The organism is Sunxiuqinia dokdonensis (genome assembly GCF_001270965.1).
In the GTDB taxonomy this organism is placed as follows: Bacteria; Bacteroidota; Bacteroidia; order Bacteroidales; family Prolixibacteraceae; genus Sunxiuqinia; species Sunxiuqinia dokdonensis.
Window position 1 is genome coordinate 42,657 of the sequence record NZ_LGIA01000014.1, and the last position, 26,385, is coordinate 69,041.

Sequence of the window (26,385 nt, forward strand, 5' to 3'; positions counted from 1 at the left end):
GGATTAAGCTTCTTTCTTCAACAATAAATAGCGCCCACCTTGTTTTTTTACGTCCAGCCCGTGGGTGTTGGAAATCACTTCCAGGATAAAGTCGAGGGTTTCTTTTTCAAAATGCGCGTTTAAGAGCAGTTCGTCCAGCCTGTGGTCCGGAAGTTCAATGTGTACGCGGTAAACTTTGTTTAATTGCTGAATGACTTCAGCCAATGCGGTTTCATTGAAAATAAACGTCCGTGTTTTCCAGGCCAAGAAGTTTGGATTATCATTCAGGCTTTTGGTGAGTTGCTTGCTCGAATTGATGAATGTTCCTTTGTCTCCCGGATCGAGCGTGATTTTCTGGAGGTTGGCCAGTTTCGACACCTCTACTTTTCCGGTGGCTACGATGACTTCAACCCGGTCATTCTCCGGGTAAGCATTGACCGAAAAGCTTGTTCCCAAAACCTTCACGGTTGCTTCACCGGCATGAATGACAAATGGTTTGCTTGGGTTAGGTGTCACTTCGAAAAAGGCTTCTCCTTCAATTGAAATTTCCCGAATATCGTTGGCAAACTGATCGGGATATTTAATTTTCGTGTCGCGGTTCAGGGTCACCAGGGTTCCGTCCGACAGCTCAATTTGCGAAAGCCCGGCATCATCAACCATTACGCCAGCCATGTGCTGCTGTGCTATTTGGCGCTGGCCCACGTAATAAGCGGCTGATCCGATGATCAAGGCCAGAATGACAGCCGCCGCAATTTTAAGCGTACGTAAGATCATGAATCGAGAGATTGCTTTCGACCGATTTTTCTGAATACGCCCTTTCACTTGGGAGAGGGCTCCGGCGGTGTCGTACTTTTTTAGCCGGTAATGCAGGTCGATTTTTTTTGTCAACTGCCGCAATTGGCGCTGATCAGATTCGTCAACCGGAATTGGGCAGACTTGGGAGTCGGGCTCATCGAATAGTTCCCTGGCCAATAATTCCCAATCTTCTTGTCGGATATTTTTATTTGCTTTCATTACTCCTATGACAAGACTGGAAGAAAATACCCCTAATGGTGTAGTCAGATATTTCTGAAAATGACCAATCCAATGAAGTAATCTTTGTAGTCGCGTAGTTGCTCACGCAGTTGTTTTAGGGCCAGGCCCATGTGTGTCTCAACAGTTTTCACCGACAGGCCGAGCTGGTCCGCAATCTCCTGGTATTTCAGTCCTTGCTCACGGCTAAGCTTGAAAATTTCACGTCGCTTTTCCGGTAAGGATTCAATGCTGGCGGCAATTTTTTCGGATAAGCCGACTTCCAGAAAATAGTCGGATTCATTCCATTCTCGGTTAAAACGCTCTTTCACATTTTCGGCATGTTTCTCCCGCACTTTCGTGTGCTGAATCCAATTCAGGCATTGGTTCTTCACCGCATGAAACAGGTAACTTCTTAAAGAGCGATCGATGTGCAGGCTGTCTCGCTTGCTCCACAGGTTGACAAACAAATCCTGGGTAATTTCTTCCGCCTTCGCGTCATCGCCAAGAAATTGGCTGCCAAACAAGCACAACGAAGCATAATAGGTGTTGAAAATGGTTTCGAAAGCTTCTTCATCGCTTTGCTTCAGCCGGGTCAAAAGGTCGTTGTCGTTGTGCGTATTCATGCTTATTGCCTGTTCAATCTTAAAAAGATGCCGGGCTAAGTTATCAAAAAAATAGACGCCCGAATAACAAAGACTTCATTTCCGAACAAAAGATTCTTTCGTTTTTCACGTGGTTTTTGGTTTCAAACCAACGATGAGGAAAAAGACGTACTAATTTCGCTTGCCCTTCGTTTTGAATGAAAAGTGCGCCACATGCACTTTTCAGAACAAGATTTCGCTTTCATGTATCATCAAAAAATCGATTGTATGAAAAAATTATTCTTTGGATTGGTTTTCGGATTGCTGGTCTCCGGAGGGCTAGCTGCACAAGATTATAACACGGCCATTGGCTTAAGGGGTGGTTTTGAGAGTGGATTAACCGTGAAGCATTTTATTGGCGGTGAAGCAGCGCTGGAAGGAATCTTATCCACACGCTGGCATGGGTTCAACATCACCGGATTGTATGAAATTCACAACTACCCGTTTGCGGTTGAGGGCTTGTGTTGGTACTACGGTTTTGGCGGTCACCTGGGCTTTTGGGACGGTTACAGATCGTCACGATTCGATGAGGATAAAGCTTACACGGTTGTCGGGCTGGATGGTATTTTGGGTTTGGAATACAGTTTTGTCGAGGTTCCCATTTGCCTGAGCCTCGACTGGAAACCCGCTCTGAATGTGATCGGACACTCCGGTTTTTGGGGTGATGGTGGTGCTCTCTCCATCCGATATGCGTTTTGAGGGAATATTTTTAAAGAATTTCTTTGAGCTCAGAAAATTTCCATTAATTTTGCATCGCTAATTCAAGCCCGGGTGGCGGAATTGGTAGACGCGCTGGATTCAAAATCCAGTTCTGGCAACAGAGTGCGGGTTCGATTCCCGCCCCGGGTACTAAAAACCCTCTCAAACGCTTGTTTTGAGAGGGTTTTTGTTTTTTGATGATCGTAGAATTGTGCCGAATTAGTGTTTCGGACAAATGGCGATACAACCAGTACCAGGAACTTCTACCTGGTAAAATCGTGACTTTTCTTCAGTTTTAGACCGGTTTTTTCTTTGTTTTTTTTAACCTTTACGGCGATTTCAAAAATATAAACCAACTAAACCTGCTTGGACAGACTTGGGGTTCACCCCGTTTTTTCGTCTGTATCAACGCAGGCCTAATATTTCTTTCAGATGAAGCTATACACCTCGATGATCGTTGCCTGTATGTTGGCCCTTATGTGGATTACAGCATGCGGCACAACAACCAACCAAAGCCAGGGCAATCAGCCGGCGAAGAACAATCTTTCAGAACAAAACCTTTTGCGTGCCATTGAACTTGCTGACAACGCCCTGTCGGCCCACTTTACCCGCGAAGGCATGGCCATGGCCCGCTACTACAACCCTTACACGGATGTTCGATCCAAAGAGACCGGAAGCGTATGGATGTACACCGCCGCTATCGAAGCGGTCAATGCCATTCTACATGCCCTCCAGCTGCAGCAGGAGCATGGCAACTCTAAGCTTTACCAAGCGCATTTTGACCGCTATGCCGACGTGCTGAATCAGCTGTATCAGGGTGCCGATTATTATCTGGGAACTTTCGAGCTGGTGTCCTACACACAGACCAAGGCTTGGTCGGTGTATGGGGTTCACCGGGCTGCAAACAAAGGTGAGGCCAAAGTAGCGGGCATCGAAAATGTGTATGACGACCAGATGTGGCTGGTACGCGAGTTGCTCGAAGCGTATAAGCTCACCAACAACAAAGCTTATTTGGAGAAAGCGGAATACCTCACCGAATATGTGCTCGACGGGTGGGACTGCACGCGCGATGCCAATGGCGAAGAGCGTGGTGGGATTACCTGGGGGCCGGGTTATGTCTCCAAACATTCGTGTAGCAACGGGCCCATGGTGAGCCCTTTGGTGTGGTTGCATGAGCTGTATAAAGAGAAAGATGATGAAATCACCCACCGCTACATTGATGCAGCGGATGGCAAAACCCGTAAAACAAGCCAGGTGAAAAAGAGTGACTATTACTTGCAGTTTGCTCAAAAAATATACGACTGGCAAAAGAAACACCTGTTGCGGGCCGATGGCGTGTACGATGATATGATGGGTGGCTGCTCGCCACGAAATCCACAGACCGAAACGGTTGATGGCGTGACTTACCGGCAGGGCATCGTTTGTCGCGACCGCGTGGGACCGGCTTTCACCTACAACAGCGGGACCATGCTTTCGGGTGCTGCCGACCTGTACCGGGCAACGGGCGATCAGCAATATCGGAAGGATTCCGAAAAACTGTCGGATGCCAGTTTCGCTTACTTTGCCAAAGCCGGCGAAGACCTGCCCGGTCATTATACCTACGACATCGGCGGTTTCAGAAATTGGTTCAACGGAGTACTCATGCGTGGTTACGTCGATCTGTATCCAACCGTTAAAAAGGTCGACGATTATATTCATACTTTTCAGCAAAACCTCGACTATGGTTACGAAAATTTCCTGTATAAGGGCATTCTCCCAACCAATTTGTTGAAAGGTTGGAAAGACGACCAAAACGAAAACCAGACCGAGGGCATGTTCAGCTTTACCTTTGCTGCCGAATATGCAGTACTATCTCGATATGAACTGGAGAAATAAAAAATAAAGGAATTAAAGATGAAGAAGAAGATTGGATTTTTAGGCGCCTTGATGATGTTGAGCTTCGTGCTCAAAGTGAACGCACAGGACTTTGACCCGGTGAGCTATGTCAGCACATTGGTGGGCACCAATTCGAAATATGAACTTTCAACAGGCAATACTTACCCGGCCATTGCTCTTCCCTGGGGCATGAATTTTTGGTCGCCCCAAACCGGAAAGATGGGCGATGGGTGGATGTACCAGTACACCGCCGACAAAATCAGGGGATTCAAGCAAACCCACCAGCCCAGCCCCTGGATGAACGACTACGGCCAGTTCTCTATCATGCCCATCACCGGAAAGGCTGTTTTTAACGAGGACGAACGGGCCAGCTGGTTTTCGCATAAGGCCGAAGTGGCCAAACCTTATTACTACCGGGTCTATTTGGCCGATCATGATGTAACAACCGAGATCACCCCCACCGAACGGGCAGCCATGTTCCGTTTCACCTTTCCCAACAGCGACCATTCGTTTGTGGTTACCGACGCGTTTGACAAAGGTTCATTCGTAAAAATCATTCCTGAAGAAAACAAAATTGTAGGTTACACCACCCGAAACAGCGGCGGTGTGCCCGACAACTTCAAGAATTACTTTGTCATCGTTTTCGACAAGCCCTTTACCTATTTTTCAACGGTAAAAGATGGCGAGATCACCGAGGGTGAAAAAGCATTCGAGGGCAACCATGCCGGAGCCATTATCGGTTTTTCAACCGTCAACGACGAGCAGGTGCACGCCCGCGTGGCTTCATCGTTCATCAGCGAAGAGCAGGCCATGTTGAACCTGAAAGAATTGGGCGACGACAGTTTCGACGAGATTGCCGGCAAGGGAAAAGCACGCTGGAACGAGGTGCTGGGAAAAATCAGGGTCGAAGACGACAACATCGACAACCTGCGCACTTTTTATTCCAACTTGTACCGCACGGTCTTGTTCCCCCGGAATCTTTCGGAAATTGATGCCGATGGAAACATCATGCATTACAGCCCATACAACGGGCAGGTGCTGCCGGGCTACCTATTCACCGACACGGGTTTCTGGGATACCTTCCGCAGTTTGTTTCCTTTCCTGAATTTTGTTTATCCTTCAGAAAATGAGAAAATGCAGGAAGGTTTGGCAAACGCCTACAAAGAAAGTGGCTTCCTTCCCGAATGGGCCAGCCCGGGGCACCGCAACATTATGGTGGGCAACAATTCGGCTTCGGTGGTAGCCGATGCCTGGTTGAAAGGCTTGCGAGGTTATGATATTGAGACCCTGTGGGAAGCCCTGAAACACGGTGCCAACCATGTGCATCCAACTGTTGCCGCCTCGGGAAGAACCGGCTACGAGCAATACAACCAATACGGATACATTCCCAACGATGTGAAAATTAGCCAGAATGTGGCTCGTACCCTGGAGTATGCCTACAACGACTGGACCATCTATCGTTTGGGAAAAGCGCTGAATAAACCGCAAAGCGAGATTGACATTTATGCGCAGCGGGCCATGAACTACAAAAACCTGTACAACCCAAAAAATAAGCTCATGGCTGGCCGGGCGTCCGACGGCTCTTTTTCTGATTCGTTTAAACCGACAGACTGGAGTCGCGATTTTACAGAAGGAAACAGCTGGCACTATTCCTGGTCGGTTTTTCACGATCCGGCGGGACTCATGGATTTGATGGGCGGACGAAAAGAATTTGTCAACATGCTCGATTCGGTCTTTATCATCCCCGGATCGCGCGGAATGGACAGCCGCTCGATGATTCACGAAATGCGCGAAATGCAGGTCATGGACATGGGACAGTACGCCCACGGCAACCAGCCCATTCAACACATGGTTTACCTGTATAACTATGCCGGAGAGCCCTGGAAGTCGCAGTATTGGGCGCGCGAAATTATGGACAAGCTTTACGCGGCAACCCCCGATGGCTACTGTGGCGACGAAGATAACGGGCAAACATCCGCCTGGTACGTGTTCTCCTCCCTCGGATTTTATTCGGTGTGCCCGGGAAGCAACGAGTACATCATCGGATCGCCTTTGTTCAAATCAGTGAAAATTGAATTGGAAAATGGCCAGGAGGTCAGCATCCGGGCAAAAGGCAACTCAAAGGAGAATCGCTACATCAACAGCATGAAACTCAACGGAAAAAAATACAGCAAGAATTACCTGACCCACGAGGATTTGATGAAAGGGGCAAAAATCAGTTTCGAAATGAGCGCGCAGCCAAACACGAACCGGGGAACCGGGGCGGCAGACTTTCCCTATTCGTTTTCAAACAAAAAATAGGGCACGAAAAAGCGAAATCAACTCGAATCCCTCGCCTTGAAAACCCGAATACGGATAAGATCAAACGATTTAAAACGACCTAAAATGAAAAGAATTCTTTTTTTGTGTTTCGTGCTTGTGGCCGTCACTTGTGGCGCCCAAACCGGAGAAATGACGGTGGCGTCTTTCAATATTCGTTACAACAACCCCGCTGATGCGAACCAGGGAAATGGCTGGGAGCGCCGCGCCCCGGTTGTTTGTGATTTAATCCGCTTTCACAATTTCGAAGTCTTTGGCGCGCAGGAAGTCCTGCATGACCAACTGCTCGATCTGCTAAATGGCCTGCCCGACTACGATTACGTGGGTGTGGGGCGCGACGATGGCCAAACCAAGGGCGAATATGCACCCATCTTCTTTCTGAAAGAAAAGTTCGAAGTGGTTGAATCGGGCCATTTCTGGCTGTCCGACATCACCGACCGGCCCAACAAGGGCTGGGATGCTGCCTTGCCCCGAATCTGCACCTGGGCCAGGCTGAAAAACCGCGAATCCGGCTTCAGGTTCTTCTTCTTCAACCTGCACATGGATCATGTGGGGGTGGAGGCCCGGAAGAACAGCGCCAAGCTGGTGCTGAAAAAGATAAGCGAAATGTGTGGCGATCAACCCGTAATTTTGGCAGGAGATTTCAATGTCGATCAGCACAGCGCCAATTATGCCGTCTTGGAAGAATCAGACCTGTTGAACGATGCCTACGAAGTGGCCGGGGTGCGCTATGCACTCAATGGGACGTTCAATAATTTTAAGCCCGATATGAAAACCGACTCCCGCATCGATCACGTGTTTGTCAGTCCGTTCTTCACCGTCGAGCGGTATGGCGTGCTCACCGATACCTACCGGACCGAAATCGAAGGTAGCGAGGCACAGCAATCGGGGAATTTCCCGAAAGAAGTATCGCTGACCAGGTATGTTGCCCGCACCCCTTCCGACCATTTCCCGGTGAAAGTCATATTGAGTTTCGAGGAATAACCGGTCGCACAGGCCCTCAGCCAAGGCCTGTGCCCGGTCATTACCGCACCTGCCATGGTCCGCCATGGCCCAAATCAAGTCCGGTCTGGCTCTGCTTCACCCGCAACACCTCCTGCTTGGCAACGGGCGCTTATTGCTCGGCACGGAGGACTTATTGCTTGACACCGAGCACTTATTGCTTGGCACCGGGCGCTTATTGCTTGGCACCGAGCGCTTATTGCTTGACACCGGGCGCTTATTGCTTGGCACCGAGCGCTTATTGCTTGGCACCGAGCGCTTATTGCTTGACAAGGAGGACTTAATGCTTGAATTTTGAAGGATTACATCGTAATTTTGATGAATAACTTTCTTTGAATCATTATTTTCGACACCTTTAATTCCGTCTTTACTTTGTTGTGCATGCAACATAATCCAGGCTTTACAGGTATCACGTTCATAGAAACGTTTGTCAAAAACTCAAAATCAAACACCATGGATGGCGAAGAATTATATTGGTTTTTCAAAAACTTCGAAGACGATATGAAAGCCATGAAAGCTGTGGACGAAGCATTTCACGCCAAGCTTTCCCAAGCGCTTTTCGACCTGGTCTTCGCTTACTGGCCCGAGTGGGAAGAATACCGGGAACAGATGGCGGATCGCTTGCGCGAGCTGGCAGAGCGGTATTCCAACAAAACCATGGAAGGCCTGAATTTTGTCGACTACCATTTACGAAGAGACGAGCCGGTTAAAAATATAAACCCAATCCCCAAACCCCTGTCGGCAGCAAATGCAGAGGCTAAGGTGCAAGAGTTTTTCGCCGAATTTCCGGATGTTCCCATCGAAGAGTGGCGAAGCGTTGTTTGGGAAGACTTTGAAGATGAGATGCGCGCTGACCACTTTGTCCATCGTATTCACAAGCTCATGAAAGAGATCGTCGTGGAATTCTACCTCGATCCGATCCTGAAGTTTGAGCCCGAGCACCTGCTGCTGCTGGACGATTACCTCTACATGATGGGCGCCTATTGCTTTTCCGATGCTGTATACGAGCTGGAATATGACGCGGAACAGGAAAAAAATCCATCCAATCCCGCTGATGAAGCTTAAAATTACAATCGGCTATGGTATTTACGTAAATCTTTCAATATCTTTGGTTGACCAACAGAGATTTAATCTAGAAGAAATGACGATAGTTGATAACCCCAGAATTCTTATTGCAGAGGACGTTGAGTCAAATTATTTGTACTTAAGCGCTGTACTGAGCAAGATTAAGGCAAAAATATTTTGGGCAAAAAATGGCAAGGAAGCGGTCGATCTTTTCAAGAAGGAAACGATTGATTTGATTTTGATGGACCTGCAAATGCCCGAAATGAACGGCTATGAGGCCACCCGAATCATCAAAGGCTTGAATCCGGATATGCCAATCGTTGCGCAAACAGCCTTTGCCATGTCTGATGATCGCGAAAAAGCGCTGGAAGCAGGATGCGATGATTACCTGGCCAAACCCATCAAATCAAAAGATCTTCTGAATACCGTGGAAAAATTCATTCACGTATAGTTTTTACGTGGTTGACGACATACGTAAGGCGTTCATTTCTTTCAAGAGTGAGCGCTTTTTTGTAATGTATCCAGTCAATCAAGACTCATGATTTATTACTTTTGGACAGTCTAAAAACAATTCATCCGATGGAAAAAAAACAGTTCTTACTCGATCAGCGTTATTTGAAGATGGCCAACATCTGGGCACAAAATTCCTATTGCAAACGTCGCCAGGTTGGCGCACTGTTGGTGAAGGACCAGATGATCATTTCGGATGGATACAATGGAACTCCGTCGGGCTTTGAGAATATTTGCGAAGATGAAAACAATGTAACAAAACCATACGTTCTTCATGCCGAAGCCAACGCCATTAGCAAGGTAGCCAAATCGAACAACAGCAGCGAGGGAGCAACCCTGTATGTCACTTCATCGCCCTGTATGGAATGCTCAAAACTGATCATTCAGGCCGGCATAAAGCGGGTGGTTTTTACCGACAATTATCGTTTGGAAAATGGCATAAATCTATTAAGGCAAGCCAATATTGAAGTGGTGCAGGTTGAAAACGAGGAATAAGGAAAGTCATGAACAGAAAACAGATCAACATTTATTTGCCTATTTTAATTGCCGTTTCGGTTATTATTGGAATTGTGCTGGGAAATAGTTTGAGTAGAAACCAGGGCGCATCATTGCAAAATCTGACGCCAACAAAAAACAACAAGCTGAGCACCATCATCGAATTGATTAACCAGGCCTACGTTGATTCGGTGTCAACAAGCGAACTGGTCGAAAAAACCATTCCCGAACTCTTGAAAAATCTCGACCCGCACACGGCTTACATCCCGGCGCGCGATATGCAAGAGGTTCACGAGGAAATGCAGGGCAATTTTGGAGGAATAGGCGTGCAGTTTTCTATTCATAATGACACCGTTCAGGTCATTGATGTGGTGTCCGGCGGTCCTTCGTACCAACTTGGAATTTTACCCGGCGACCGCATTGTCACCGTTAATGATTCTGTCATTGCCGGCGTGGATATTAAGAATCAGGATGTTCTCACCGTACTTCGGGGAGAAAAGGGAACCAACGTTAGAATTGGAGTAAAAAGAAAGTCAATACCTGACCTGATTGAGTTTGAAATTACCCGTGGCGACATTCCAATTTACAGCATTGATGTAAGTTATATGATTGACGAAACGACCGGTTTTGTCAAAGTCAATCGTTTTGCAGAAAAAACCTATGACGAATTTACCGAGGCCATTGCCAAACTACAATCGTCGGGAGCCAAAAAAATCATTGTTGATTTACGCGGAAACCCCGGGGGCTATTTGATGGCGGTGGTGAACATGGTCAACGAGTTTTTGCCCGAAGGCAGGCAGATTGTTTACACCGAAGGAAACGCTCAAGCCCGCAAAAATTACACGGCGACCAAAGGCGGCATCGCGTTGGATAACGAAGTGATTGTGTTGATTGATGAATATTCTGCTTCGGCCAGCGAAATTTTTGCCGGAGCCATCCAGGACAATGACCGGGGACTGGTGGTGGGCCGCCGTTCATTTGGCAAAGGATTGGTGCAGGAGCAAATCCCGTTTCGCGATGGTTCGGCTTTGCGCCTGACCGTTGCCCGCTACTACACGCCAAGCGGACGCAGCATTCAAAAACCTTACACAGACGGCAACACAGATTATTACCACGACATTATGAATCGGGCCGAACATGGCGAATTCCAAGAGGCTGACAGCATCCAATTTGCCGATTCGCTGAAGTTTGAAACCAGCAGTGGTCGAACTGTGTACGGCGGCGGCGGCATTATGCCCGACTACTTTGTGGCGGCCGACACCAGCGGCTATTCCGACTATTACTCCAAAGTCACCCAAAAAGCCTTAGTCTATCATTTTGCTTTTCAGTACTCCGATTTAAACCGAGAAAAATTGAAGGAACTGAAAACAGCTGCCGAATTTGTCGATTACCTCGGTCGCCAGCAGATCCTGGATCAGTTTATCGCTTACGCCAACGAAAAAGGAGTGAAAAATGACCCCAAAGGTCTGGCTGTCAGTGGCAAAATTATTGAAACGCAAATCAAAGCCTATATTGCCCGGAATATCATTGGCGAGGAAGGCTTCTTTCCAATCATTCAGGAAATTGATGAAACTCTCAAAGAGGCCATTCGCCTTTCCCATTCAAAAAAACAATTGAGTCAATTGCTCGCTGTAACAAAATAGCTTCGTGGTCGTCATACAAGGTGTAACGACCTAAAAAAAGAATGACCGTAGAGGATTATAACGAAGCTGTAAACCGGCATGCCGACGCTGTTTTTCGATTTGTGTTGAAGAATATCAGGGATGAAGAAAAGGCCCGCGATATTGTTCAGGACAGTTTTGAGAAGCTGTGGATGCATTTGCTTTCGGTTGATGCTGCCAAGGTGAAATCGTACTTGTTCTCAACGGCCTACCATCGAACCATTGATGTGATCCGGAAAGATCAGCGCCAGCAATTGCTCGATGACAAACAATTGCCTGAAGAAGGACACTTCACCCAATATTCCGATGTTGGCGAAGTTCTGAACCAGGCCATTAAATTGCTCCCCGAAGATCAGCGTTCCGTGTTGATGCTTCGGGACTACGAAGGCTATTCGTACAAAGAAATTAGCGAAATAACCGCGCTTAGCGAAGCCCAGGTGAAGGTGTACATTTACCGTGCCCGGGTGTTTTTGAAAAATTATATTGGGAAACTAGATGTGCTTGTTTGAATCATGAATATTAACCGGTCAAATTACGAAGTTTATTTTCTGGATTACCTCGATGGTAATCTTCCCGAAGATCGGATTGATGATTTTCTGGATTTTTTGAGCAACAATCCCGACTTGCGCGAAGAGCTGGAACAGGTGTCTGCCATAAAAATCACAGGTGGCAATCATCCATTTCAAAATAAACAAGCACTGCTGAAGAATGAACTAACCGGCACCTCCGCATTTGATTCGCGGGCAGTTGCATTCTTGGAAAACGATTTGCCTGAAGAAGATCAAACCGCCTTTTTAAACGAATTAACCAGCGACCGGGAAAAAGAAAAGCAGTTTGACTGGTTTCTCAAAACCAAGCTGCAACCCGATCCTGCGATTGTTTTTCCCAACAAAGCTTCATTGCAAAAAAAACCTGCCAAAAAAGTCTTTTTGTTTTGGGGAACCCGTGTTGCTGCGGTGCTCGTGCTATTACTCGTGGTGTGGGCCGTATGGGATTTTTCGCCAAAGCCTGAACCAACCCACCAACTTGCCCAAGAACAGCCCATTGTAAACCCTGATCAAAAGCCATTGCCGGCGAAAAACGAGCTCAGGAATGCCGCTCCGGAAAAGAACGCTGACCAGCAGCCATCAGCACCACAAGTCCAGCCGCTGGCCATTGAAGCCGTCCAAACTGTTCAGCCCACCATCCAGAAAATATCTGCACCCGACACCGATGAATTGATGGTTTCACGCGAGGCAGTTCCTCAAAAGCTGAAGCCGCTTTCGTCGCCGCTTGAAATAGCTCCGGCAGCAGAGCAGTTTGCCCTGGCCGAGATGAAGACGCATCGGCCAGATTCGCCAACGGACTACCTGACCGTTGATGAGTACCTGGCGCAAAAAGTCTTGAACAAGCCAAAAGATGAGCCGCTGACGATTGGCAGCCTGCTTAGTGCCGGCCTCAATGCGGTGGCTTCGGTGAGCAACGACCGGCTAGAGTACGAAACCAACACCCGAGGAAAAGTTTCTGAAATCAGCCTGAACACCCGAATCCTCGCTTTTTCCATTCCGCTAAAAAAAGATCAATAAGCTGCTGTAACTTTTCAAAATAGCTGGCCGTCTTACTCCTGAAAACAATTAAACAATGATCAGATTTGCTTGCTGAAGGCCAGGCAAGCCCCACACCTTGTAAAATTTTTAAAATGAAAAAAATGAAAACGACAGTACTCACAAGCCTAATGATTTTTTGCCTTTCCATGGGCTACGCCCAGGATTCAACCAAAATAGGAAAACTGGTAGATGTAACGGAAAGCGGAACTCGCACCGAAGTCGCGCTTTTGAATAACCGGATTTATATCGACGACAATTACAGCAGCGACACCACCCACATTCGCATTGGCAAGCGGAATATCGAAATTATTGAAAAAAATGGCCGGACCAACGTTGATGTACACCGCGACCGCTCGTGGGATGACGATGATGACAGCTGGAAACGCAAGAAATTCAATGGGCACTGGGCCGGTTTCGAGCTGGGAATCAATACTTTTTATGATGATGGGCATTTTGGTGGATCGGATTTCATGTCACTGAACCAGTCCAAATCGCTGGAAGTGAATATTAACTTTCTGGAATACAACATTGTACTGGCCGAACAAAGGGCAGGCTTGGTTACCGGCATGGGCTGGTCGATGAACAACTATCGATTGGATAACCCGGTCACCCTGCAAAAGGTGGATGGCGTAATTGTGCCAGATCCTATTGATCCTGATGGACTTAAAAAATCGAAGTTGACCGTTTCCTACCTCACCATTCCGCTTCTGCTCGAATTCCAGATTCCGGTCAATGACAGGTCGAATCAGGTATTTGTTTCGGGCGGGGTCATCGGTGGCTTAAACTTGGGCTCGCACACAAAAATAAAAACCGACGACACCAAAAGTAAAGACCACGGAAACTTTAACATCAACCCCTTTAAGTATTCGCTGGCGGGTAGAATTGGACTGAAAGATATCAGTATCTATGCGACTTACAGCTTGTCAAGTTTGTTCAAAGATGGTGGTGGACCTGAACTTTTTCCATTGACCATTGGCATTGGATTGGTTAATTTTTAATCAGAATCTTTTGAATAGATCGAGGCCTGCCTGCAAGCAGGCTTCTTTTTTTCATTTTCATGCGTAACTTTGTTGGAAGAATTAAGTTATGAAGGTATTTCTATTCCTATTTTCGCTTTTACTTTTCTCGTTTGTGTCGAAAGCACAACTAAATGATTCCATTGAAGTTAGTCAACCGGCATGGGGCAATCAGCCCATCATTATCCAGCCGCATGGGGTTGTTACGGATGGCTTTAACTATTGGGAAGAAAAATTTACCGGTCATTGGTCAGGCATTTACCTTGGACTGAATGGCTTGGCAAATGAAGATTATTCGATGTATTTGGACGAGGAAGCCGGTTTTCTGGATGTTGACCTCTTGCGCTCCACGGTGTTGCAGATAAACCTGATCCAGTTTTCGAAAGGCCTGCAGCGCACCCGCAACACCATTGGCCTGGTCACCGGATTGGGCATGGAACTGCAAACCTACTTTCTGGATAAGAAAACGAGCATTGAGCAGGGGCCCGTTCGGATCGAGCCGGTGGAACGTTTTTATGATTCAAAACAAAAGTCGAAACTTTCTTCCATGTATTTGAGTGTGCCGCTGTTGATCGAATTTCAGGTGCCGGTGAAAAACTACGGCAACCGTATTTATTTGGCGGGCGGCTTGGTTGCCAGCAAACGGCTGAGCACACACACCAAAGTGAAGTACCGCGAAAACGGAAAAAAGGAAAAGCTGAAAATGCCCGACGATTTCTACATGCACGACATTCGCTTTTCGGGTATGCTGCGCGTGGGTTACCGGTGGATTAACCTATTTGCCAGCTACGATCTTCAGCCACTTTTTAAGGACGAAAAAGGCCCGGTGCTATATCCGTTTTCTTTTGGCTTGGCCCTCATTTCATTCTAAAATTACTGGCTTCTGTTGAATTTCCTTTTTTAATGAACCGGCTTTGCTTATTTTAGTGGTCATTCATTCAATAGAAAACTAACGAACATGACAACCATGCGACTATTGCTGCTCAGTAATTCCACCATGCCCGGTGAAGCCTATTTGGATTATCCCAAAAATGAAATTCAGAAATTTTTAGGCTCCAGGAAAGTTAAAGCCTTGTTTATTCCTTTTGCTGCCGTGACTTTTTCGTTTGACGAATACGAACAGAAAGTGAACGAGAGTTTAAGGGAAATCGGCCATGAAGTCATTGGCATACATCGATTTAAAGATCCCGTAAAAGCGGTTGAAGAAGCGGAAGCGATTGTTGTAGGCGGAGGAAATACATGGCAATTGGTTCGCATGTTGCACAACCAGGATTTGATGTCGGCCATACGAAAGAAAGTGCAGCAGGGAACGCCCTACATCGGCTGGAGTGCTGGATCAAACATTGCTTGCCCAACACTGCGCACCACCAACGACATGCCCATTATTGACCCGCGAAGTTTCAACACCCTCAATTTGGTTCGCTTTCAGATCAACCCGCACTACCTCGATGCCAACCCCGAAGGGCACGGTGGCGAAACCCGCGAGCAACGAATCTCTGAATTTCTGGAAGTGAATGGAAAAACCTACGTGGTTGGCCTGCGCGAAGGAACCATGCTTCAACTTGAAAACGGCAAACTCAAGCTCATTGGCAATCGATCCGCGCGCATATTTCTGAAAGGGTCACTCCCCTACGAATTGAATGCAGGCGACGACTTTTCCTTTCTGTTAAGAGAATAGTTCGTTTCGTACAATTCTGCCGGCTGTTGAAACTATTCCAGCTTTTAGTTTATACTTTTGTCCGACGAACTGCGCAATAAATTGCAAGTCGTATTTCGGATTCAACCGCTGTTCGTACAAAACGAACGCCAGACGAATCAATTGGATTTCAACTTAAAAGCATTGCCATGGAATTGTTTACCAACAGCTATTTTGCCCTGTTTTTAATCATTTTAGTTGGATTTATTATTGGCCGGATTCAAGTGAAAGGTATTTCGCTCGATGTATCGGCTGTTATTTTTGTTGCCTTGGTGTTTGGCCATTTTGGGGTCATCATTCCGGTCGATTTTCAATATCTCGGTCTGGTGCTGTTTATTTTTACAATTGGCATTCAGGCCGGCCCCGGATTTTTTGGCTCATTTAAAAAGAACGGCCGCGAACTGGCCATTTTGGCCAGCTTGCTCATTTTAAGTTCGAGCATCATCACTTATTTGGTGTATTATTTTGCCGGAATAGACAAAAGTCTGTGCATCGGCTTGCTTACCGGCGCGCTAACCAGTACGCCAGGGTTGGCAGCAGCCATCGACACGACCGGCTCTCCGCTGGCTTCCATTGGCTATGGTATTGGCTACCCGTTTGGGGTGATTGGCGTCATTCTGTTTGTCAGCTTCCTGCCCCGTTTCCTGCGCGTCAATGTAAAAGAAGCCGAAGCACAGTATAAAAAAGAGGTGTCAGCCGGTTTCCCTGAAATTCTGAAAAAGAATTTTGTGGTTGAAAATGAAAATGTGGTGGGCAAAACCATTGGCGAACTTCGCATCCGATATATGACAAAGGCGGTCGTATCCCGGGTCATGCACGGCGATGTGGCCATTACACCCTCGCGCGAAACCATACTCCACAAAGGCGACATCATTAAGGCAGTGGGGACCAACGAGGCCCTGAGCCGTGTCCGATTGTTGATTGGCCCGGAAACCGAAACCGAAATCCCGCTCAGCACCCAGTACGATGTGCGTTCGGTTTTGGTCACCAACAAGGAAGTGGTAAACAAAACCCTTGGGCAGCTCAATATCTTAAACACCTACAATGCCACTATCACCCGTATCCGGAGGTCAGGAATTGACTTGTCGCCCAGCCCTTCTTCCAAATTGCAGTTTGGCGACAAGTTAATTGTAGCCTGTAATAAGGAAAGCGTGGAGCAGGTTAACCGCATTTTTGGCGACGACGACCGACGGCTGTCTGATACCGACTTTTTACCCATCGCAACAGGCATTATTCTTGGTATTTTGGTTGGAAAGTTGAGTCTTAATTTCGGCTCCTTTTCTTTTAGTCTGGGATTGACCGGCGGCATTTTACTGACTGCACTAATTTTAGGACGCACCGGAAAAACAGGCCCCGTCATGTGGACCATGACTGGCGCTGCCAACCAACTGTTGCGGCAGTTTGGCCTGTTGTTTTTTTTGGCTGCTGTCGGGACTAGTGCCGGATCCAGCCTGGTTTCAACTTTTAGCCAGTATGGCATTGAGCTGTTTGTGTATGGCATCCTAATTACTTTGCTGCCGATGATTATCACAACGGTAGTTGCTCGTTATTTTCTGAAGATGAACCTACTAACCTTGCTCGGAACACTCACCGGAAGTATGACCAGCACACCCGGTCTGGCCGCCATTGACGGCATGACCGACACCGACGCGCCTTCGGTTGCTTACGCCACCGTTTATCCGATTGCCATGGTGCTGCTGATTGTGTTTGTGCAGGTTCTAAGTCTGATTTAAATCACTCAAAGCCGATGAGTTTAAAAAATATTGAGATTATTGCGTTCGATGCGGATGACACCCTGTGGGAAAATGAAAACTTTTTTCGCGATGCCGAACGTCAGTTTTGCGAAATTCTGAAAGCATATCAGCCGGCCGAAAAAATTATGGAAGAGCTTTACCGCGTGGAAGTTCAAAACATGGAAATTTACGGCTACGGAATCAAAGCCTTCATCCTTTCACTTGTGGAAACCGCCTTGCTGGTAACAGACAAAAAGGTCCGGCCGGAGCAGGTTGAAGCGATTATTGCGATTGGCAAAAGCATGCTGAATAAAGAGGTGATTCTGCTCGATGGCATTCGCGATTTGCTGGAAAAGCTGGCACCCAACTATCGGCTGGTGGTCGCTACCAAGGGCGACTTGCTCGACCAGGAAAGAAAACTGAAAAAGTCGGGCTTGCTGAAATACTTTCACCACATTGAGGTGATGACTCACAAACGTGAGGAAAACTACCAGGAACTGCTGAAACATCTGGATATTGAAGCCGGGAAATTCATGATGATTGGCAACTCACTCAAGTCCGACGTGCTTCCCGTGATTTCATTGGGTGGCTACGGCGTTCATGTGCCTTATTACACCACCTGGATTTTTGAACAAATGAATCCGGCTGATATCAAAAGTGACCGGTTTTTTGAACTAAAGGAAATACATGATGTTTTGACTTTGTTTGAAGGTGCTTAACTTTAGCAGGAAAAATACAAATGGAATACCAGGGAAACATCATCAAAATGAAAACCGTATTGGCCGATCCAATTCAATACCGCTTGCCCATTGGTGATCAGCAGGTGAACATGAACGAGTTAATCGGGCAGCAGATTCAGTTTCAATTCGATGGGCAAATTAACTGCATCGCTTGCGGAAAGAAAACCAAGACTTCTTTTGGCCAGGGATTTTGCTATTCGTGCTTTCAAACGGTGCCCGAAGCCGACGAATCTGTTGTGCGTCCCGAATTGTCGAAAGCACAGTTTGGCGTGGCACGCGACCTGGCCTGGGCCGAAGAGCATGACTTAATCGAGCATTACGTTTATTTTGCCGTATCGAGCGAGCTGAAAATTGGGGTGACACGCCACCACCAAATTCCAACCCGTTGGATTGACCAGGGCGCAAGCCGGGCCATCAAGCTGGCCAAAACCCCCAACCGGCACATCGCCGGCATTATTGAGGTGCTGTTGAAAAAACATTTCACCGACAAAACCAACTGGCGGGCCATGCTTCAAAACCAGGTCGATGATTCCATTCAACTGGAAGAAGAAAAGCAGAAAGCACGCGAGTTGATGCCCCGTGAGTTACAGCAGTATTTTTCGGATGAGAATGAGGTGGTTGAACTGCATTATCCGGTGATTAGCTATCCTGCCAAAGTAAGCAGTGTCAGCTTCGATAAAAAACCATTGATTGAAGGAAAACTAACAGGCATAAAAGGACAGTACCTGCTTTTCGACCAAAACCAGGCGCTCAACATTCGGAAGCACAACGGCTACTTTTTAAGGCTGAATGTTAAATCGTAAGCAGTTTGCTCATCCGCATTTGAAATTGGAAACGATTGATCGGAATGGCCTTACAATCGCCACTTCGCTGTTTTCGAATCTATTTTTTATAACATGATTTTAAAGTAACAAATGAGAGAAAGCCCATGCGCAGTCGAGCTTTTTTTCATTATTTTAGGCTTCTGAAAAAAACCTGATGGCAAATAAGATAACTATGGAGAATCAAGACTGGAAAACGATTGGCTTCGGCTATCGCAAAACAAACTACAATGTTCGCTGCTATTACAAAAACGGAGCATGGGGACCGCTCGAATTAAGTGACTCAGAATACATCAACATTCACATGTCGGCCACGGCGCTTCATTACGGGCAGGAAGCTTTTGAGGGGCTGAAAGCCTTTATGGGCAAAGACGGCAAAGTCCGCATTTTTCGGATGGACGAAAATGCCAAACGCATGCAATATTCGGCCGATGGCATTTTGATGGAACGCATCCCGCTTGACAAGTTTCAGGAAGCGGTGAAGCTGGCCGTGGAAAAAAACATGGATTTTGTTCCGCCCTACGGATGCGGCGCCTCACTTTACATTCGGCCTTTGCTGATTGGTAGCGGTCCACAAATTGGCGTAAAACCTGCCGATGAATACCTTTTTATTGTTTTTGTGATGCCGGTTGGGCCTTATTTTCCTGAAGGATTCAAACCCACCGACTTGCTGATTATGCGCAAGTTTGACCGCGCGGCGCCACAGGGAACCGGTAAATATAAGGTTGGCGGCAACTACGCAGCCAGTCTCACCGCGGGTAAAAAAGCCAAAGCCGAAGGTTATTCTGCCGTGTTGTATCTGGATTCGCGCGAGAAAAAATACATTGACGAATGCGGTCCGGCCAACTTCTTCGGAATTAAAAATGGTGCCTACATTACGCCCGAGTCCGATTCGATTCTGCCATCGATTACCAACAAAAGTCTGATGAAAATCGCCGAAGATATCGGCTTGAAAGTGGAACGCCGCAGAGTGCCGGTTGAAGAACTGGAAACTTTTGAAGAAGTGGGAGCCTGCGGAACAGCAGCTGTCATTTCACCCATCAAGCGGATTTACGACGACGACCTGGACAAGGAATACACCTATGGTACCGAACCCGGTCCCTGGACGACAAAATTGTACGAAAAGCTGCGCGCCATTCAGGACGGCGACGCGCCAGACCCTTACGGTTGGGTAACAGTAATCGAATAGTTGCCTACGCAATCAATAAAATGAAGGAGCCTCGTTCAAAAACATGAACGAGGCTTTTTCTTTTTTTCAGGCCTTCAAGATAGCTTCAATCCGGCTCAGTTCATCCTGCGAAAAGTTTGGATAATCGAGCATGGCCAGGTTATCATCCAGTTGCTGCACCGAGCTGGCGCCAATCAGCACCGAAGTGATCCGCTGATCTTTCATCACCCAGGCCAGCGCCATTTGAGCCAATGTTTGACCACGTTGCAGGGCAATTTCATTGAGCCGCTTCACTTTTTCAATAGCGGGTTCTACCTGGTCGGCCTTCAAAAATCCCCACGACTTGGCCGCCCGTGATCCTTCGGGAATACCGTTCAGGTACTTGTCGGTGAGCAGGCCCTGGGCCAGTGGCGAAAATGGGATACAGCCAATTCCTTCCTCATCCAATACATCCAGCAGTTCATCCTCAACCCAACGCTCAAACATGGAGTATTTCGGCTGGTGAATCAGGCAAGGCGTTCCCAGATCGCGCAGAATTTGCGCGGCTTCGCGGGTTCGATCGGCCGGGTAGTTCGATATGCCCGCATACAAGGCTTTTCCTTGTCGCACAGCCTGGTCAAGCGCCATCATGGTTTCTTCCAGCGGCGTTTCGGGGTCGGGTCGGTGCGAGTAAAAGATATCTACATAATCGAGCCCCATTCGCTTGAGGCTCTGGTCGAGGCTCGACAACAAATATTTGCGGCTTCCCCAGTTGCCGTATGGGCCGGGCCACATGTCATAGCCCGCTTTGGTCGAAATCACCAGCTCGTCGCGATAGGGCTGAAAATCCTGCTTAAAAAGTTTGCCAAAATTTTCTTCAGCCGAACCGTAAGGTGGCCCGTAGTTATTGGCCAAATCGAAATGCGTGATGCCACTATTAAAGGCGTGGCGCAACATGGCGCGTCCGTTCTCAAACACATCAACACCGCCGAAGTTATGCCACAAACCCAGCGATACCGCCGGAAGCTTCAGTCCCGAACGCCCGCAACGGTTGTAGGTCATGGTGTTGTAACGCTTGTCGTTTGCTAAATAAGTCATGATTTATTCGTTTAGATTTTGTTCGATCGAAAATACAAAATAATTGGGCATGAAACGAAGCTGTATAACGCTTTACACACAGAAATACCGGGGAGGTTCTTCTTGGTTTCACATCCTTGTCTACACCCATGGTCAAAATATGTTGATAAACATATTGCCGTTTAACAGTAGATCGCTTATCTTGTTTGACGATAATATTCCGGCTCCCTAACCTTTAGCCGGAACTAATAAAAAACCAAAAAATGTCTATTTATGGCTACTTTAACAGAACCACGTCAGCGGGACTTTGTATCCCAATTTATCCTTTTGGTAACCAATAATTCCGAAGAACTGATCGCCGCAGGTTATGACCCGGCAGAATTGCTTGCAAAACTACAGCAAGAATTGGATGGGGCCAACGCGGCCGAAGCTGCCCAATCTGATGCAGAGATTGCCGCGAAAAATGCAACCATAGCAGCCCAGGAAACATTGGCACAGGCTTACATAAGCACCTCGAATGCTGTTGAGCTGGTAGCCGGTTTGTTGGGTAAAAACCATAACCTGGTAAAAGAAATCCGAAAATTGAGGAAGTAACTATTCAGCATGAAAAAGTGGGGTATGCTCGTTATATTCCACTTTTTTCTTCCCAAACCCATGGGGAGCAGGCTAATCTTATAGGGGATTTCTATGATCCCCTAGGGTATTATAGAAATCCCCTAAGAGATCTTCCTTCGGGAATGGGGTAGGAAGCTTCGGGCATTGGGTAGATTGCTTCGGGAATAGGGTAGATAGCCTCGGGAATGGGGTAGATCGCTTCGGGAGTCGGGTAGATTGTTCCGGGAGTTGGGTAGATTGTTCCGGAAACAAGGGATCAAAAGATTTTAATTCGCTGATTTCAAACAGATGAGCAAAAATAGAAAACCAAAAAAGAAGACCGCTCCAAGTCAAAACGGGGGTTATAAGCAGTTCTTAAGAGATATGCGGCAGATGTTAGTCCTGGTTGATCTGGAAGACTCTTTTTTGGAGATGAACACCCAGGATAAACGGGAAATGTATAAATGTGCAATTGGGGTTCGGAACCCGGAGTCCGCCAATGCCTATGTCACTCCCAAAGAGTTGAAATTAATCACCGCGAGATTAAAAACCTACTACCGGACCTACAGCCCTGATCCAAGAAAATATACCCTTTCGACCTACCAGCTTATGCTATTCTATTGTTTCAATGAAGCAGAGTTTCGGAGAGCAAAGCGATTGATGAAAGACGACAAACATCCGGATGTGGTATGTCAAAAACACTTCTCAACACAAAGTATCGACACCTTTTACAGTTACTTTAAACTCCAGTATTTCCGGCTGATTACCCAGCTCAGCAAGCCGGATCAGAAATACTTTAGCGTTCGGGTTCGTCCGGCTCCTGTCACCAAATTTACAAAGCGGGTGGACTTGATTTCCGAAGTCTATGGATCTCCTGCCCATGTCCGCATGTTCGTGCTGAATGGACATAAGCGTCCGGCCTTTCGTCTGGGACAGCCTTCAACGATCAAGCCTGTCGAGTGGATTTCGGTGGACGCATCGGTTTTGGGCAGCGCCTATTCGGGCACCCGGCCACAACTGGAAGTCTATATCCAGTCGCATGCGCTCCGACGCATGCGCGAACGCCTGGATTTGCTCGATGAAGGTGCCGTTAATTATGCCCTTTGGGAGAACACACACACCATCACAAAGCTCGAACATTACAACCGCTACCTGTTACTTCCATTTAAGGTGTTCGATGTGAAAATTGGGTACCTGGTGGCCAGTGTTGTCCAAAACAAGGTGCTGTTCCGCACCTTCTTGTTTGTCACCCACAACTGCACCCCCGAAGGCGATCGCCTGCAAAAACTAACGGGCCTGGAGAAGCATGACGTGACCTATTGGCGGATTGACCGGCTAAGCACCTTCGTTAAGCTCGACGAAGAAAAATACCCCGACCTGATTCGTTTGTTCGACGAAGCCGGGCTGGGCGACCTGGTTCATTTAAAAGAAAAGAACTTCGACATTGACGCCTTGCAGGAGGCCAACCTGAATGGACTAGCCGAATACCTAAAGCGCAGCCAGTCTTCGCCCGAAGTGGAGGAACAGGAGTGGGAAGCCGCTTTAAATGAAATGATTTGAAGCACTTGGGAGAAGGAGCAGGTCTTAAAGGAAGCCGCATTCAGAAAATAAACCAAGGGAAAAACAAAACCCTTACAACAACTTGCAAGGGCCTGCCTTTCACTCAAAAAGTAGTCCCACCGGGAATCGAACCCGGATCTACAGTTTAGGAAACTGCTATTCTATCCGTTGAACTATGGAACCATTTTTCAAGCCTTTCCTTACACGGAAGGCTGACTAAAAAGCTTTGCAAAAATAGGAAAAAGCCAGTGGATTCAAAAAAAGAAATTTGGGGATTGCAAAACGCCGGAATTCAGGTGCATTTACTAAGCTGTCTTAACAAAGAGTTTACACGGGTAAAACCTCCGAAGACGATGAACACAAGCTTTTTAGTCTAATGCAGTACATTTTTTTCTTAGAACCGTTTTAAATTACCTATTTTTGATCTTGCATTTTTGCTGGTCAACCCGCATAACTCTACTTTTGTGGAACTTTAAGAGAATCATTAATTTTAAATAAAACGATTATCCTATGAGCAATTTTCTGACTTCTTCTATTGGGAAAAAGTTCTTGATGAGCATCTCCGGAATCTTCCTGATGATGTTTATTATCGTTCACCTTAGCATCAACCTACTTTTGATTTTTGATGACAGTGGTGATCTGTTCAACCAGGGGGCTCACTTTATGGCAACCAACCCCGCCATCAAAATAATGGAGCCAGTACTTGCCCTGGGCTTTTTAGTACATATCATTTGGTCACTCATTGTTAGTTTTCAAAACTTGAAAGCACGGCCAATCGGATACAAACAGTTAAACAATTCGAAATCGAGCAGCTGGGCATCGCGTAACATGCTGGTTCTTGGTTGCTTAATCTTTGTTTTCCTGGTGATGCACATCATCCAGTTTTTCTGGAAGATCAAGGTCACTGGTGATCCGCTATTGGCGCACGTGACTGTGGGAGGCGAAGAGATGGAAAACACCTATGCTTTGGTGTCGAGCTTGTTTAAAGCAAGTTTGATTTACAGCCTGATTTATGTACTGGGCGGAATCCTGCTTGGGTTACACCTGGCTCATGGTTTTTGGTCAGCTTTCCAAACCATTGGATTTGCCAACAAAATCTGGCTGAAAAGATTACAATTTGTCGGAACCATCTTCGCGATCGTAATTGCCATCGGATTTTCCGTTATTCCTTTGTATTTCCAGATTAAGTTTTAATCGAAAAGAAAAGAAGTTATGAGCGTATTCAATTCAAAAATACCCGAAGGGCCATTGGCTCAGAAGTGGACAAATTATAAAGATCACCAAAAACTGGTGAACCCTTCCAACAAGCGTAAACTGGATGTGATTATCGTCGGCACCGGTTTGGCCGGAGCATCGGCAGCTGCATCGCTTGGCGAGATGGGCTTCAATGTAAAAAACTTTACCATCCAAGATTCACCTCGTCGTGCACACTCCATCGCCGCACAGGGAGGGATCAATGCTGCAAAGAATTATCCCAACGACGGCGATTCGGTTTATCGTCTGTTTTACGATACCATTAAAGGCGGTGACTACCGTGCCCGCGAGGCCAACGTTTATCGCTTGGCTGAGGTGAGCAACAGCATCATCGACCAGTGTGTGGCACAAGGTGTTCCTTTTGCCCGCGAATACGGCGGTTTGTTAGACAACCGCTCATTTGGTGGTGCACAGGTTAGCCGGACATTCTACGCCCGTGGGCAAACCGGACAGCAGTTGCTGCTGGGCGCTTACCAGGCTTTGATGCGCCAGGTGAATGCCGGTTCTGTAAAAATGTACACCCGAAACGAATTGGTGGAAATTGTACTGGTTGAAGGCAAAGCCCGCGGAATCATTACCCGCGACCTGGTGACCGGAAAGCTGGAACGTCACTTTGGACATGCTGTGGTGTTGGCAACCGGAGGTTACGGAAACACCTTCTTCCTGTCAACCAATGCCATGGGATCGAATGGATCGGCTGCCGTTAAAGCTTTTCATAAAGGCGCTATGTTTGCCAATCCTTGTATGGCACAAATCCACCCGACTTGTATTCCGGTTCACGGTGAGTTTCAAAGCAAGCTGACTTTGATGTCGGAATCGCTTCGGAATGATGGCCGAATTTGGGTTCCTGCCAAAAAAGAGGATGCCGAAGCCATTCGTGCCGGCAAACTGAAGCCGACACAGATTGCCGAAGAAGACCGCGATTACTATTTGGAGCGTCGTTATCCTGCTTTCGGAAACCTGGTTCCTCGTGACGTCGCTTCGCGTGCTGCGAAAGAGCGTTGCGATGCTGGTTATGGCGTTGGAACTGGTTTGGCTGTCTACCTCGATTTCAAATCAGCCATCGACCGCTTAGGGAAAGATGTGATTGAAGCCCGCTACGGCAACCTCTTCCAGATGTACGAGAAAATTGTAGACGACAATCCATACGAAACACCGATGATGATTTACCCCGCCATCCACTATACCATGGGTGGTATTTGGGTTGATTATGAATTGCAAACCAATATTCCGGGTCTGTTTGCTGCCGGCGAGGCCAACTTCTCCGATCACGGAGCCAACCGCCTGGGCGCTTCGGCCCTGATGCAGGGACTGGCTGATGGCTATTTCGTATTGCCATACACCATTCAGAATTACCTGGCCGACGATATTCGCACGCCGCGAATGACGACAGAGGAAAAGGAATTTGTGGAAGCTGAGAAAGCCGTGAAAGACCGCTTTGAAAAACTGCTCAGCATTCAGGGGCAACGTTCGGTGGACAGTATCCACAAAGAGCTTGGATTGGTGATGTGGGATTTCGTTGGAATGGGCCGCAATGCCGAAGGATTGAAAAAAGCCGTTAAGCGAATTGCTGAAATCAAAAAAGAGTTCTGGACGAACGTCCGCATTCCCGGAAACAAAGAAGGAATGAATGTTGAATTGGAAAAAGCCAGCCGCCTGGCCGATTTTATTGAAATTGGCGCCTTGATGGCTCGTGATGCGTTGGACCGTGAAGAATCCTGCGGAGGCCACTTCCGCGAGGAATACCAAACCGGCGAAGGGGAAGCTTTGCGTCAGGATGACAAATTTGCCTACGTTTCCTGTTGGGAGTACAAAGGCGAAGATGCAGAACCTGCACTTCACAAGGAAGAGTTGGTTTACGAGTTCGTAGAAATGCTTCAACGTAATTACAAATAACGGCT

25 protein-coding genes and 2 tRNA genes are annotated in these 26,385 nt (G+C 47.2%); 23 read left to right on the forward strand and 4 right to left on the reverse strand.

Translation table 11 applies throughout. The annotated features are described in order from the left end of the window. Window positions 1–3: 3 nt before the first annotated feature. Both NC99_RS01280 and NC99_RS01285 read right to left on the reverse strand, forming a co-directional pair. Entirely contained in the window at window positions 4–993 is a 990-nt protein-coding gene (locus NC99_RS01280; protein WP_053179049.1) for a FecR family protein, read from the reverse strand. 44 nt (window positions 994–1,037) lie between these two features. Beyond that, window positions 1,038–1,616, reverse strand: coding sequence for an RNA polymerase sigma-70 factor (locus tag NC99_RS01285; RefSeq protein WP_053179051.1), 579 nt, complete (start codon window positions 1,614–1,616; stop codon window positions 1,038–1,040). Window positions 1,617–1,862: 246 nt separating this feature from the next. On the opposite strand from NC99_RS01285, the gene NC99_RS01290 reads away from it, so the two are divergent. The 19 genes from NC99_RS01290 (at window position 1,863) to NC99_RS01380 (ending at window position 20,041) form a co-directional block, all read left to right on the forward strand. Continuing rightward, entirely contained in the window at window positions 1,863–2,333 is a 471-nt protein-coding gene (locus NC99_RS01290; protein WP_053179143.1) for a hypothetical protein, read from the forward strand. A gap of 66 nt (window positions 2,334–2,399) precedes the next feature. Next, window positions 2,400–2,483: transfer RNA gene (locus NC99_RS01295), tRNA-Leu, on the forward strand. Between the two features lie 282 nt (window positions 2,484–2,765). Further along, window positions 2,766–4,208 (forward strand): glycoside hydrolase family 76 protein, encoded by a 1,443-nt coding sequence (locus NC99_RS01300; protein WP_053179053.1) that lies wholly within the window; start codon window positions 2,766–2,768, stop codon window positions 4,206–4,208. Window positions 4,209–4,226: 18 nt separating this feature from the next. Further along, entirely contained in the window at window positions 4,227–6,509 is a 2,283-nt protein-coding gene (locus NC99_RS01305; protein ID WP_053179055.1) for a GH92 family glycosyl hydrolase, read from the forward strand. A gap of 84 nt (window positions 6,510–6,593) precedes the next feature. After that, window positions 6,594–7,511 (forward strand): endonuclease/exonuclease/phosphatase family protein, encoded by a 918-nt coding sequence (locus tag NC99_RS01310; protein ID WP_053179058.1) that lies wholly within the window; start codon window positions 6,594–6,596, stop codon window positions 7,509–7,511. Window positions 7,512–7,575: 64 nt separating this feature from the next. After that, window positions 7,576–7,827, forward strand: a complete 252-nt coding sequence (locus NC99_RS21780; protein ID WP_053179060.1) for a hypothetical protein — start codon at window positions 7,576–7,578, stop codon at window positions 7,825–7,827. Between the two features lie 155 nt (window positions 7,828–7,982). Beyond that, on the forward strand, window positions 7,983–8,594 hold the full coding sequence (locus NC99_RS01320; RefSeq protein WP_157624340.1) for a hypothetical protein: 612 nt from the start codon (window positions 7,983–7,985) through the stop codon (window positions 8,592–8,594). A 76-nt stretch (window positions 8,595–8,670) separates the two neighbouring features. Beyond that, on the forward strand, window positions 8,671–9,045 hold the full coding sequence (locus NC99_RS01325; protein WP_053179064.1) for a response regulator: 375 nt from the start codon (window positions 8,671–8,673) through the stop codon (window positions 9,043–9,045). Window positions 9,046–9,173: 128 nt separating this feature from the next. Beyond that, on the forward strand, window positions 9,174–9,599 hold the full coding sequence (locus NC99_RS01330) for a deoxycytidylate deaminase (protein ID WP_053179066.1): 426 nt from the start codon (window positions 9,174–9,176) through the stop codon (window positions 9,597–9,599). A gap of 8 nt (window positions 9,600–9,607) precedes the next feature. Then, complete coding sequence (locus NC99_RS01335; RefSeq protein WP_053179068.1) at window positions 9,608–11,242, forward strand: S41 family peptidase; 1,635 nt, start codon at window positions 9,608–9,610, stop codon at window positions 11,240–11,242. Between the two features lie 41 nt (window positions 11,243–11,283). Continuing rightward, window positions 11,284–11,769 carry an RNA polymerase sigma factor gene (locus NC99_RS01340; protein ID WP_053179070.1) on the forward strand — a complete coding sequence of 162 codons (486 nt, stop codon included), beginning with the start codon at window positions 11,284–11,286 and terminating at the stop codon, window positions 11,767–11,769. 3 nt (window positions 11,770–11,772) lie between these two features. Beyond that, window positions 11,773–12,825, forward strand: a complete 1,053-nt coding sequence (locus NC99_RS01345) for a hypothetical protein (RefSeq protein ID WP_053179072.1) — start codon at window positions 11,773–11,775, stop codon at window positions 12,823–12,825. 122 nt (window positions 12,826–12,947) lie between these two features. Beyond that, window positions 12,948–13,844: a porin family protein gene (locus tag NC99_RS01350; RefSeq protein ID WP_162231118.1), complete on the forward strand. Its 897-nt coding sequence runs from the start codon at window positions 12,948–12,950 to the stop codon at window positions 13,842–13,844. A gap of 88 nt (window positions 13,845–13,932) precedes the next feature. Then, complete coding sequence (locus NC99_RS01355; protein ID WP_053179076.1) at window positions 13,933–14,733, forward strand: outer membrane beta-barrel protein; 801 nt, start codon at window positions 13,933–13,935, stop codon at window positions 14,731–14,733. Window positions 14,734–14,820: 87 nt separating this feature from the next. Beyond that, window positions 14,821–15,540 (forward strand): dipeptidase PepE, encoded by a 720-nt coding sequence (gene pepE, locus NC99_RS01360; RefSeq protein WP_204374861.1) that lies wholly within the window; start codon window positions 14,821–14,823, stop codon window positions 15,538–15,540. Between the two features lie 167 nt (window positions 15,541–15,707). Beyond that, a complete protein-coding gene (locus NC99_RS01365; protein ID WP_053179078.1) occupies window positions 15,708–17,291 on the forward strand; it encodes an aspartate:alanine exchanger family transporter in 1,584 nt (527 codons plus the stop codon). Between the two features lie 14 nt (window positions 17,292–17,305). Beyond that, window positions 17,306–18,010, forward strand: a complete 705-nt coding sequence (locus tag NC99_RS01370; RefSeq protein ID WP_053179080.1) for an HAD family hydrolase — start codon at window positions 17,306–17,308, stop codon at window positions 18,008–18,010. A gap of 20 nt (window positions 18,011–18,030) precedes the next feature. Then, window positions 18,031–18,834: a DUF2797 domain-containing protein gene (locus NC99_RS01375; RefSeq protein WP_053179082.1), complete on the forward strand. Its 804-nt coding sequence runs from the start codon at window positions 18,031–18,033 to the stop codon at window positions 18,832–18,834. Window positions 18,835–19,009: 175 nt separating this feature from the next. After that, window positions 19,010–20,041: a branched-chain amino acid aminotransferase gene (locus tag NC99_RS01380; protein WP_262509296.1), complete on the forward strand. Its 1,032-nt coding sequence runs from the start codon at window positions 19,010–19,012 to the stop codon at window positions 20,039–20,041. A 66-nt stretch (window positions 20,042–20,107) separates the two neighbouring features. Here NC99_RS01380 and mgrA read toward each other — a convergent pair whose 3' ends face one another. Then, complete coding sequence (gene mgrA / locus NC99_RS01385; protein ID WP_053179084.1) at window positions 20,108–21,097, reverse strand: L-glyceraldehyde 3-phosphate reductase; 990 nt, start codon at window positions 21,095–21,097, stop codon at window positions 20,108–20,110. A 252-nt stretch (window positions 21,098–21,349) separates the two neighbouring features. Between mgrA and NC99_RS01390 the strand changes: the two genes are divergently transcribed. Together NC99_RS01390 and NC99_RS01395 are read left to right on the forward strand one after the other, a co-directional pair. Further along, a complete protein-coding gene (locus tag NC99_RS01390; RefSeq protein ID WP_053179086.1) occupies window positions 21,350–21,670 on the forward strand; it encodes a hypothetical protein in 321 nt (106 codons plus the stop codon). 309 nt (window positions 21,671–21,979) lie between these two features. Then, window positions 21,980–23,230, forward strand: coding sequence for a hypothetical protein (locus NC99_RS01395; RefSeq protein WP_053179088.1), 1,251 nt, complete (start codon window positions 21,980–21,982; stop codon window positions 23,228–23,230). A gap of 111 nt (window positions 23,231–23,341) precedes the next feature. Here the strand turns inward: NC99_RS01395 and NC99_RS01400 are convergent. Next, window positions 23,342–23,413, reverse strand: a tRNA-Arg gene (locus NC99_RS01400). A 327-nt stretch (window positions 23,414–23,740) separates the two neighbouring features. Between NC99_RS01400 and NC99_RS01405 the strand changes: the two genes are divergently transcribed. Both NC99_RS01405 and NC99_RS01410 read left to right on the forward strand, forming a co-directional pair. Further along, entirely contained in the window at window positions 23,741–24,424 is a 684-nt protein-coding gene (locus NC99_RS01405) for a succinate dehydrogenase cytochrome b subunit (protein WP_053179090.1), read from the forward strand. Between the two features lie 18 nt (window positions 24,425–24,442). Then, a complete protein-coding gene (locus NC99_RS01410; protein ID WP_053179092.1) occupies window positions 24,443–26,380 on the forward strand; it encodes a fumarate reductase/succinate dehydrogenase flavoprotein subunit in 1,938 nt (645 codons plus the stop codon). Window positions 26,381–26,385: the final 5 nt, after the last annotated feature.

Coding starts and splice junctions, on each gene's coding strand:
- NC99_RS01355 (WP_053179076.1), top strand. CDS start 13,933: ATGAAGGTATTTCTATTCCTATTTTCGCTTTTACTTTTCTCGTTTGTG.
- NC99_RS01390 (WP_053179086.1), top strand. CDS start 21,350: ATGGCTACTTTAACAGAACCACGTCAGCGGGACTTTGTATCCCAATTT.
- NC99_RS01350 (WP_162231118.1), top strand. CDS start 12,948: ATGAAAACGACAGTACTCACAAGCCTAATGATTTTTTGCCTTTCCATG.
- NC99_RS01380 (WP_262509296.1), top strand. CDS start 19,010: ATGGCAAATAAGATAACTATGGAGAATCAAGACTGGAAAACGATTGGC.
- NC99_RS01290 (WP_053179143.1), top strand. CDS start 1,863: ATGAAAAAATTATTCTTTGGATTGGTTTTCGGATTGCTGGTCTCCGGA.
- NC99_RS01320 (WP_157624340.1), top strand. CDS start 7,983: ATGGATGGCGAAGAATTATATTGGTTTTTCAAAAACTTCGAAGACGAT.
- NC99_RS01375 (WP_053179082.1), top strand. CDS start 18,031: ATGGAATACCAGGGAAACATCATCAAAATGAAAACCGTATTGGCCGAT.
- NC99_RS01395 (WP_053179088.1), top strand. CDS start 21,980: ATGAGCAAAAATAGAAAACCAAAAAAGAAGACCGCTCCAAGTCAAAAC.
- mgrA (WP_053179084.1), bottom strand. CDS start 21,097: ATGACTTATTTAGCAAACGACAAGCGTTACAACACCATGACCTACAAC.
- NC99_RS01365 (WP_053179078.1), top strand. CDS start 15,708: ATGGAATTGTTTACCAACAGCTATTTTGCCCTGTTTTTAATCATTTTA.
- NC99_RS21780 (WP_053179060.1), top strand. CDS start 7,576: ATGGCCCAAATCAAGTCCGGTCTGGCTCTGCTTCACCCGCAACACCTC.
- NC99_RS01300 (WP_053179053.1), top strand. CDS start 2,766: ATGAAGCTATACACCTCGATGATCGTTGCCTGTATGTTGGCCCTTATG.
- NC99_RS01405 (WP_053179090.1), top strand. CDS start 23,741: ATGAGCAATTTTCTGACTTCTTCTATTGGGAAAAAGTTCTTGATGAGC.
- NC99_RS01285 (WP_053179051.1), bottom strand. CDS start 1,616: ATGAATACGCACAACGACAACGACCTTTTGACCCGGCTGAAGCAAAGC.
- NC99_RS01335 (WP_053179068.1), top strand. CDS start 9,608: ATGAACAGAAAACAGATCAACATTTATTTGCCTATTTTAATTGCCGTT.
- NC99_RS01280 (WP_053179049.1), bottom strand. CDS start 993: ATGAAAGCAAATAAAAATATCCGACAAGAAGATTGGGAATTATTGGCC.
- NC99_RS01410 (WP_053179092.1), top strand. CDS start 24,443: ATGAGCGTATTCAATTCAAAAATACCCGAAGGGCCATTGGCTCAGAAG.
- NC99_RS01325 (WP_053179064.1), top strand. CDS start 8,671: ATGACGATAGTTGATAACCCCAGAATTCTTATTGCAGAGGACGTTGAG.
- NC99_RS01340 (WP_053179070.1), top strand. CDS start 11,284: ATGACCGTAGAGGATTATAACGAAGCTGTAAACCGGCATGCCGACGCT.
- NC99_RS01370 (WP_053179080.1), top strand. CDS start 17,306: ATGAGTTTAAAAAATATTGAGATTATTGCGTTCGATGCGGATGACACC.
- pepE (WP_204374861.1), top strand. CDS start 14,821: ATGACAACCATGCGACTATTGCTGCTCAGTAATTCCACCATGCCCGGT.
- NC99_RS01345 (WP_053179072.1), top strand. CDS start 11,773: ATGAATATTAACCGGTCAAATTACGAAGTTTATTTTCTGGATTACCTC.
- NC99_RS01330 (WP_053179066.1), top strand. CDS start 9,174: ATGGAAAAAAAACAGTTCTTACTCGATCAGCGTTATTTGAAGATGGCC.
- NC99_RS01310 (WP_053179058.1), top strand. CDS start 6,594: ATGAAAAGAATTCTTTTTTTGTGTTTCGTGCTTGTGGCCGTCACTTGT.
- NC99_RS01305 (WP_053179055.1), top strand. CDS start 4,227: ATGAAGAAGAAGATTGGATTTTTAGGCGCCTTGATGATGTTGAGCTTC.